This window comes from Micromonospora sp. NPDC049799 (genome assembly GCF_040656655.1).
Taxonomy (GTDB): domain Bacteria; phylum Actinomycetota; class Actinomycetes; order Mycobacteriales; family Micromonosporaceae; genus Micromonospora.
Genome location: NZ_JBFAMU010000234.1, coordinates 1 through 7,802 on the forward strand (window position 1 = coordinate 1; position 7,802 = coordinate 7,802).

Here is a 7,802-nt window from a genome sequence, read left to right on the forward strand (position 1 = left end):
CCGCGTGGGTCCCACCCTGGGAGGGCCCCGGCCCCCCTGCCCCCGCTGCCCCCGCCGACCCCGCTGCTCCCACCGACCCCACCGACGCCGCAGCCGGCCCCGACGCCTCCGGCGTCGAGCCTGAAGGAGATCTTGGAAGGAATCGGCCCCTGGAGGGGCCACAATCCTCCAAGATCTCCTCGGCGTCCGGCGAGTCGGCGGAGGCCGGCCCGGATCGTGGTACCGAAGCGCCCCCGGAGGGGCCGGAACGTACCAAGATCGGCGCGCCGGCTGACGGCGCGCCGGCTGACGCGGCGTTGGCGGGGGAGGGGGAGGCTGCGGGCGTACCGGAGAGGGCGCCTCGACCTCGGCGGCGGGCGACGGTCGTGCCGGAGCCGGCGCCGAAGCTGGACGACGCGGAGCTGCGCGGCGCGCTGGAGGCGATCCTGCTGGTCGTGGACGAGCCGGTGAGCGAGCTCGTCCTCGCGCAGGTGCTCGAGCAGCCGGCCGAGCGGATCTGTCCGGTGCTGGACGAGATCGCCGCCGGGTACACGGCCGCCGGGCACGGGTTCGAGCTGCGCCGGGCCGCCGGTGGCTGGCGTCTCTACACCCGGCCGGAATACGCGACGTACGTCGAGCGGTTCGTACTGGACGGGCAGTCGGTCCGGCTGACCCAGGCCGCGCTGGAGACCCTCGCCGTGGTCGCCTACAAGCAGCCGGTCACCCGGTCCCGGATCTCCGCCATCCGCGGTGTCAACTGCGACGGCGTGATCCGTACGCTGGTCTCCCGCGGCCTGATCGAGGAGTGCGGCACCGAATCCGACAGCGGTGCCTTCCTCTACCGGACCACCACCATGTTCCTGGAGAAGCTCGGGCTGAACAGCGTCGACGATCTCCCGCCGCTGGCCCCGTTCCTCCCCGACGACGTAGAAGAGCTTGCCGATGCCACGCGATGACCGCGCCCCGAAGTCCGACGCCCCCGTCTACACCGGCACCGAACGCCTGCAGAAGGTGCTCGCCGCCGCCGGCGTGGGCTCCCGACGCGCGTGCGAGGATCTGATCTTCCGCCGTCGGGTCACCGTCAACGGGCGGGTGGCGCAGCTCGGGGACAAGGTCGACCCGGCCACCGCGGTCATCCACGTCGACGGCGAGCGCCTCCAGGCCGACAACCGCCTGGTCTACGTGGCGATGAACAAGCCGCGCGGGGTGGTCACCACCATGGCGGACGACAAGGGACGCAACGAGCTCGCCGAGTTCATCGGCAACCGCGTGGAGCAGCGGGTCTACCACGTCGGGCGGCTCGACGCGGACAGCGAGGGCCTGCTGCTGCTCACCAACGACGGCGCGCTCGCGCACAAGCTCACGCACCCGTCGTACGAGGTGCTGAAGACCTATCTCGCCGAGGTGGCCGGGCCGATCCCGCGCAACCTGGGCAAGCGGCTGATGGCCGGCGTGGAGCTGGAGGACGGCCCGGTGCAGGTGCACTCGTTCAAGGTGGTGGACACCCTGGGCAAGACCGCCCAGGTGGAGCTGACCCTGCACGAGGGGCGCAAGCACATCGTCCGGCGACTCATGGCTGAGGTGGGGCACCCGGTGAGCCGGCTGGTGCGGACGTCCATCGGGCCGATCAAGCTGGGTGACCTGCGTACCGGGCGGATCCGGCGGCTCACCAACGCGGAGGTCGCCGCCCTGTACAAGACCGTGGGTGACTGACGGCGGCCTGCCCGGGTACGGCTGCCGGTAGGCTCCGTGCCGCCCGGCGACGGGTGGCGGGCGTCGCCTTGCGCGACGGCGCGTGGGGACCCGGCGTGGCGCCGGGCATGATTGACAACGTGTGGTTACCGCTCGCGGGACACGATGTTCCGTGAGGTACGGGCTGAGGAGGACGACGGTGGAGGAAAACGAACGGATCGGGCGCTGTGTGGTCGCCGTGGACGGGCCGTCCGGTTCGGGTAAGTCCACCGTCTCCCGGCGGCTCGCCGCCGGGCTCGGTGCCCGCTACCTGGACACCGGCGCGATGTACCGGGCGATCACCTGGGCGGCGCTGCGCTCCGGCATCGACCTGGCCGACGCCGAGTCGGTGGCCAAGGTCGCCGGCGAGGTGGACCTGCGCATCGGCACCGACCCCCAGGGGTACGGCGTGACCGTCGACGGCGTCACCGTCGACGCGGACATCCGCGGGCCCGAGGTGACCGGTGCGGTCTCCGCCGTGGCCGCCGTGCCGGCGGTCCGCGCGCTCCTGGTCGCCCGGCAGCGGGAGATGATCGCCCACGCGGTCCGGATCGTCGTCGAGGGCCGGGACATCGGCTCGGTGGTGGCGCCGAACGCGGACCTGAAGGTCTTCCTGACCGCCTCCGAGGCCGCCCGGGCCGCCCGGCGCAGCGCCGAGGACGCCGCGGATGTCGCCGCGACCGCCGCCGACCTGGCCCGCCGGGACCGGCTCGACTCGACCCGCAAGGCCGACCCGCTCGCCCAGGCCGCCGACGCGGTTGTGCTGGACACCACCGAGCTGGGCATCGACGAGGTCGTCGCACGGCTGCACGCACTACTGACCGAGCGGGGTGTGGCATGAGCGACGTCGGTGGTTGGGTGGAGCTGCGCGAGCCGGACGTCGAGACCGAGGAGCTGACCGGCCCGCAGCCCGTGGTGGCCGTGGTCGGCCGCCCCAATGTGGGTAAGTCGACGCTGGTCAACCGCCTCATCGGTCGCCGGCAGGCGGTCGTCGAGGACGTCCCCGGGGTGACCCGCGACCGCGTGCCGTACGACGCGCAGTGGAACGGCCGGCAGTTCACCGTGGTGGACACCGGCGGGTGGGAGCCCGACGCCAAGGACCGGGCGGCGGCGATCGCCGCCCAGGCCGAGATTGCGATCGGAACCGCCGACGTGGTGCTCTTCGTGGTCGACGCGATGGTCGGTTCCACCGACGTGGACGAGGCCGCGGTGAAGATGCTGCGTCGCAGTGCCAAGCCGGTGATCCTGGTGGCGAACAAGGCGGACAACACCACCATCGAGATGGAGGCGACCTCCCTCTGGTCGCTGGGTCTCGGCGAGCCGATGCCGATCTCCGCCCTGCACGGCCGGGGATCCGGCGAGCTGCTCGACGCCATCCTCGACGCGATGCCCGAGGCACCGAAGATCATCGAGAACCGGCCGCGCGGGCCACGGCGGGTTGCCCTGGTCGGGCGGCCCAACGTCGGCAAGTCCAGCCTCCTCAACCGGTTCTCCGGCGAGGAGCGGGCGGTCGTCGACTCGGTCGCCGGCACCACCGTCGACCCGGTGGACAGCCTCGTCCAGATCGGTGGCGAGACGTGGCAGCTCGTCGACACCGCCGGCCTGCGCAAGCGGGTCGGCAAGGCCAGCGGCACCGAGTACTACGCCAGCCTGCGTACCGCCGCGGCCATCGAGGCGGCCGAGGTGGCCGTGGTGCTGCTCGACGCCAGCGAGGTCATCAGCGAGCAGGACCAGCGGATCCTGTCCATGGTCACCGAGACCGGCCGGGCGCTCGTCATCGCCTTCAACAAGTGGGACCTGGTCGACGGCGACCGGCGGTACTACCTGGACAAGGAGATCGAGCGGGAACTCCGCCGCATCCCGTGGGCGATCCGGCTCAACCTGTCGGCCATGACCGGCCGCGCGGTGGACAAGCTCGCCCCGGCGCTGCGCAAGGCCCTGGCGAGCTGGGAGACGCGCATCCCGACCGCCCAGCTCAACTCGTGGCTGACCGCCCTGGTGCAGGCCACCCCGCACCCGGTGCGCGGTGGGCGGGCGCCGAAGATCCTCTTCGCCACCCAGGCGGGTGTGGCCCCGCCGCGCTTCGTGCTGTTCACCACCGCCCCGCTGGACGCCGGTTACCAGCGCTTCGTCGAGCGCAAGCTCCGCGAGGAGTTCGGCTTCGAGGGCAGTCCGATCGAGATCTCCGTACGCCCGCGCAAGAAGCTCGGCCCCGGCGGCCGGGGCAAGGCACACGGCTGACCGCTCCTCCGCTCCTCCGGTCCTCGTTCCCCGCGCCCCGTCACCCACCCTCCTAGGACGCTCTAGGGGGAGTGACGGGGCGCGCCGGGACGGGAGGGGCGGGTGCGGACGGGCGGAAGATCCTGCGCTAAGCTGTACCGGCTGTCGCGGGGGAAACCGCGCGGGGGCATCGGGACGTGGCGCAGCTTGGTAGCGCACTTGACTGGGGGTCAAGGGGTCGTCGGTTCGAATCCGGCCGTCCCGACAGAGTTCAGAGGGCATATCTCATCGATGGATATGCCCTCTTGTCGTACCCGGGTGACTAACTGAGTGACTACGCCTCAGCGCCGAAGATCTGATCCATGGTGACCGCTCCGCTCAGGAGCACCGGCCGGAGTTGGTGCCGGTAGACGCTCTCGGTGACAGTCGTGCCGGAGTGGCCGCAGAGGTCGGCAATCTGCTCGATGCTCATGCCGCTGTCGGACAGCAGCGATACGAAGCTGTGCCGCAGTTCGCGTGGGGTCCAGTCGCGCGGGTCAAGGCCCGCCTTGGCGACGACCGGGCGGAAGGCTCGCAGCACGTTGTGCCGATCGAGGGCGGTGCCAGCGGCTGAGGCGAAGACGAGACGGTCGGCGGCAGGCTTGCCGTGCCGCTCGCGATGGCGGTTGTCTCCGCCGAGATGCTCGCCGCTTACGAGAAGGTGTCCAACCTCGCCCGAGGACTCGGCCTAAAGACCGAGTACGAGGTAGTACCGCCGCCGGGCATGGTCGACCTGAACCGCACGAACCTGATCGTCGTCGGCAGCCCGCGCATTCTGCCCTTCGTCGGCCAGGTGCTCGCCTCCGATGCCAAGCTGGGCTTCGGCAAGGACGACGGCGGCCTGTTTCTGGTAAACCACCAGACCGGCGAGGAGTTCCGCTCGCCGTCGGACAAGGGTGAGCCGGTCGACTACGGCTACATCGGCCGTCTGCCCCGTCCGGACGGACGCGGCACCTTCCTGTACCTCGCCGGGATCCACGCGATGGGCACCCTCGGCGTGGCGCAGTACCTCGAAGACCACCTCGACGAGCTGTACCGCGAGGTCAAGAACCGCCGGTTCTCGCTGCTGGTGGCCTGTACCTACGACCCGATGAAGCGCAGCGTGAAGAAGGTTGACGCGCTGACGCCGATCTATCGCACCGAGGGTGTGGCCTGATGCGTGTGGCGACCGCGTCCGAGGCCGGCAACCCGAAGTCGCCAAACGAGGACTGGGCCATGGCCAGCGAGAACCTGATCGTGGTTCTCGACGGTGCTACCGCCCGCACCGGCACCGGATGCGTCCACGGCATCGCCTGGTACGCGGCCAAGCTTGGCTCAGCCCTCGCCGGCCTCGCCGCCGACCGCGACTCCGCCCTGTCGAACGCGCTGATGTACGGCATTCGGTTCACGGCAGACCAGCACCGCGACACGTGCGACCTGAGCCACCCCGGTACTCCCTCAGCGGGGGCAGCCATGGTAAGACTCAAAGACACCGCGTTGGAATACCTGGTACTTGGCGATGTCACGGTCCTCATCGACACCGCCGAAGGTATCCAGGTCATCACCGATGACCGCGTGGACAAGACCGCCCGTGCCGAACGCGAAGAGGCCGACCGGCACCCTTTCGGGTCGGCAGAGAAGCAGGCCGCCCTGCTGCGGATGAAGCACGCCGAGCTGGCCGCCCGCAATCAACCCGGTGGCTACTGGGTGGCAGCCGCAGACCCATTCGCAGCCCAGCACGCCATCACCGGGGAAATCCCGCTCGACAGCATCCGGCGGGTCGCCGTACTGACCGACGGAGCAGCCCGCCTGGTGGCACTGTTCGGGCTACTCGACTGGCCGAACGTGCTCGACGTCCTAGAGCAGAGCGGACCGACCGAGCTGATCCACCGAGTACGTGCCATCGAGGCCGCCGACCCCTCCTGCATGAAGTGGGCTCGCAACAAGCGCAGCGACGACGCGACCGCCGTGTACGCGGCCTGACCAGCAGTTTTACGGCGTTGGCCGCCGGCTGCCGGCGATGTCAGGCTCCACTTGATGCGTGACGGATCGATGTCAGATGTTGCGTGACACCCTCGGCTAGGTCTCGGTGCACGTCCTCGATCATTGAGGCTATGCATCACGTCCTGGACGATCCTTCGGGCTTGTCGCCAAGAGCTGCTCACTTCCTCCGACAAGCCGCGGAGCGAACGTCGTTCGACCTTTCGGAGCGGCTCACGACAGACGAGCTCCGGTTGCTGTTGAGCCGGCTGCCAGGCGTGGACGTCCAGGAAAGGCTGGCCCTGTTCCAGCGAGCTGCGGCTCGGTACGGGGGTCTGCGGTATCGCAGCCTCGCCTGGTCGTTCGAAGAGACCATCACCTTCGCACCGGTCCCGTGGGCAGCAGACGATTACAGCCCCGAGGACCAGGACGCGATGGCCGACCTCATTGAGCACGACGTCGCGCACCCGTACGCGGTGTGGCTGCGCGGCGACGGCACAGTGGTCTACTGCTTCACCGGCCCGCACTCGCCGCCGGTCGTGCCCGTCTTCCCTAACGTCGACGCGCTGCTCGAAGCCGAGGCGCTCTACCAAGACTGCGCCACCTGGATCCCGGTATCACTCGACGACGCGCCAAGCCTGGCGGCCGTTGAGGCACACGCGACTCGCCTCACCCTGATACGGGAGGCCTGCGGGTACACCGAGCGCTGGTGGGAGCAAGAAGGTTTCCGGCTGCACGTCTGGAGAACCTTCGCCGCTGTGTTCCCCGGCTATGGTGCCCGGTGGGCAGTGTGGGCCCGCGACCGTTCCGGTGAGCTAGCCGCCCGATCCTTCCTATCTCAGGCAAGGACGTAGCTACCTGATCTTGTAACCCGTCAACTGGAGCCAACGTGTAACCCATCATCTGGAGTACGACACCGGCTGCCGGCGTGTCTTGTCCCACCACATCCTTGACGAATCCGTCCCAGGACATGCTTGACGGCCTAGGTTTGGTTCGTCTTAGAGTTCGCCCCCATGGGTTGGTTCGGGACGCTGCTGTTGGCCAAGCCGAAGACCGCCACGCTTCCAGCGCAGCCCGGGGTGCGCGAGGCGTTCGGGTCTTCCTTCGCCACGCCAACCCCGTGGGGCAACAACAAGGTTGGGCTCTACGACCTGGGCCAGGGCTGGCAGCGGGTGGGCGTCGTGCCGTTCTACACCGAGCGGTTGCGGTTGTCCGCGGGTGTGGACGACCTGGTGGCGGCCACGGCGGCTCCAGTTCTCGCGGCATACGTGTCCAACAGCGCCTGCGCCCATCTGGAGGGCCGAACTCCGGCGGGGCTCAGCCTCTCGCTGCACCTGCCCAATGCCGATGAGCCGTGCGGCTTCCAGCACGTGGAGGGTAGGCCCGAGCGAGTCGACCCGCACCTCGCGGTAGAGGCGTTGCGTACCTGGGCGGTGGAAGCAGGCCGGACGTCGTCGACGGAGGTCATCGCATCAATCCTCATGAGCGGGGAAGATGACCTGCCGGTGATGCAGGACGCCGTGTTGACGTTGTTCGCGGGTCTGGGCTTCGCATCAGCGTCTGAGATTTTGCCTGTCATAGACCCCGACGATCCGGCCTTCGGAGACTACGAGCCTGTGGTGCGTATGGCCGACGTCAGGGCGTCGGGCGAGCAGTACATGGCGAGCAGAGGGTGGCCGGTTGAGGATGACCTAAAGGCGACGCCAAAGGACCTCGACTACCTGCGCTTTCGGGACCTGCTGTGGGGTTCGATCTACGGCGGAGGCGTGACACGGGACAAGCTCGTCGCGCACTACCAGCAGTTGGCCGCGCGATGGAAGAAGCAATGACGGCCGGGCAGTCCGGGCAACACGCTGGAGGAGACGCGCTGCGGT

The 7,802-nt window shown here is 69.4% G+C and carries 8 protein-coding genes, 1 tRNA gene and 1 pseudogene; 9 read left to right on the plus strand and 1 reads right to left on the minus strand.

Annotated elements, in window-relative coordinates; translation table 11 throughout:
- The first annotated feature begins 173 nt into the window (after positions 1-173).
- The 5 genes from scpB (at position 174) to AB0I76_RS18005 (ending at position 4,195) form a co-directional block, all read left to right on the plus strand.
- A complete protein-coding gene (gene scpB, locus AB0I76_RS17985; protein WP_357036390.1) occupies positions 174-935 on the plus strand; it encodes an SMC-Scp complex subunit ScpB in 762 nt (253 codons plus the stop codon).
- Entirely contained in the window at positions 922-1,692 is a 771-nt protein-coding gene (locus AB0I76_RS17990) for a pseudouridine synthase (RefSeq protein ID WP_357036370.1), read from the plus strand. The genes scpB and AB0I76_RS17990 overlap by 14 nt, the downstream gene beginning before the upstream one ends.
- A 178-nt stretch (positions 1,693-1,870) precedes the next feature.
- The gene (gene cmk, locus AB0I76_RS17995) at positions 1,871-2,551 is read left to right on the plus strand and encodes a (d)CMP kinase (RefSeq protein WP_357036373.1); all 681 of its coding nucleotides are present in this window, start codon (positions 1,871-1,873) and stop codon (positions 2,549-2,551) included.
- Positions 2,548-3,951 carry a ribosome biogenesis GTPase Der gene (gene der, locus AB0I76_RS18000; RefSeq protein WP_357036376.1) on the plus strand — a complete coding sequence of 468 codons (1,404 nt, stop codon included), beginning with the start codon at positions 2,548-2,550 and terminating at the stop codon, positions 3,949-3,951. Before cmk ends, der begins: the two co-directional genes overlap by 4 nt.
- A 170-nt stretch (positions 3,952-4,121) precedes the next feature.
- Positions 4,122-4,195, plus strand: a tRNA-Pro gene (locus AB0I76_RS18005).
- 69 nt (positions 4,196-4,264) lie between these two features.
- On the opposite strand, the pseudogene AB0I76_RS18010 reads toward AB0I76_RS18005, so the two are convergent.
- Positions 4,265-4,585, minus strand: a pseudogene (locus AB0I76_RS18010) (tyrosine-type recombinase/integrase); the annotation flags it as partial.
- Between AB0I76_RS18010 and AB0I76_RS18015 the strand changes: the two are divergent.
- From AB0I76_RS18015 to AB0I76_RS18030, 4 genes are all read left to right on the plus strand, one after another.
- Positions 4,577-5,125 carry a hypothetical protein gene (locus AB0I76_RS18015; RefSeq protein WP_357036378.1) on the plus strand — a complete coding sequence of 183 codons (549 nt, stop codon included), beginning with the start codon at positions 4,577-4,579 and terminating at the stop codon, positions 5,123-5,125. The pseudogene AB0I76_RS18010 and the gene AB0I76_RS18015 overlap by 9 nt on opposite strands.
- Positions 5,125-5,931, plus strand: coding sequence for a hypothetical protein (locus AB0I76_RS18020; RefSeq protein ID WP_357036381.1), 807 nt, complete (start codon positions 5,125-5,127; stop codon positions 5,929-5,931). The genes AB0I76_RS18015 and AB0I76_RS18020 overlap by 1 nt, the downstream gene beginning before the upstream one ends.
- Before the next feature lie 131 nt (positions 5,932-6,062).
- Positions 6,063-6,782, plus strand: coding sequence for a hypothetical protein (locus AB0I76_RS18025; RefSeq protein WP_357036384.1), 720 nt, complete (start codon positions 6,063-6,065; stop codon positions 6,780-6,782).
- 159 nt (positions 6,783-6,941) lie between these two features.
- Positions 6,942-7,757: a hypothetical protein gene (locus tag AB0I76_RS18030; protein WP_357036387.1), complete on the plus strand. Its 816-nt coding sequence runs from the start codon at positions 6,942-6,944 to the stop codon at positions 7,755-7,757.
- Positions 7,758-7,802: the final 45 nt, after the last annotated feature.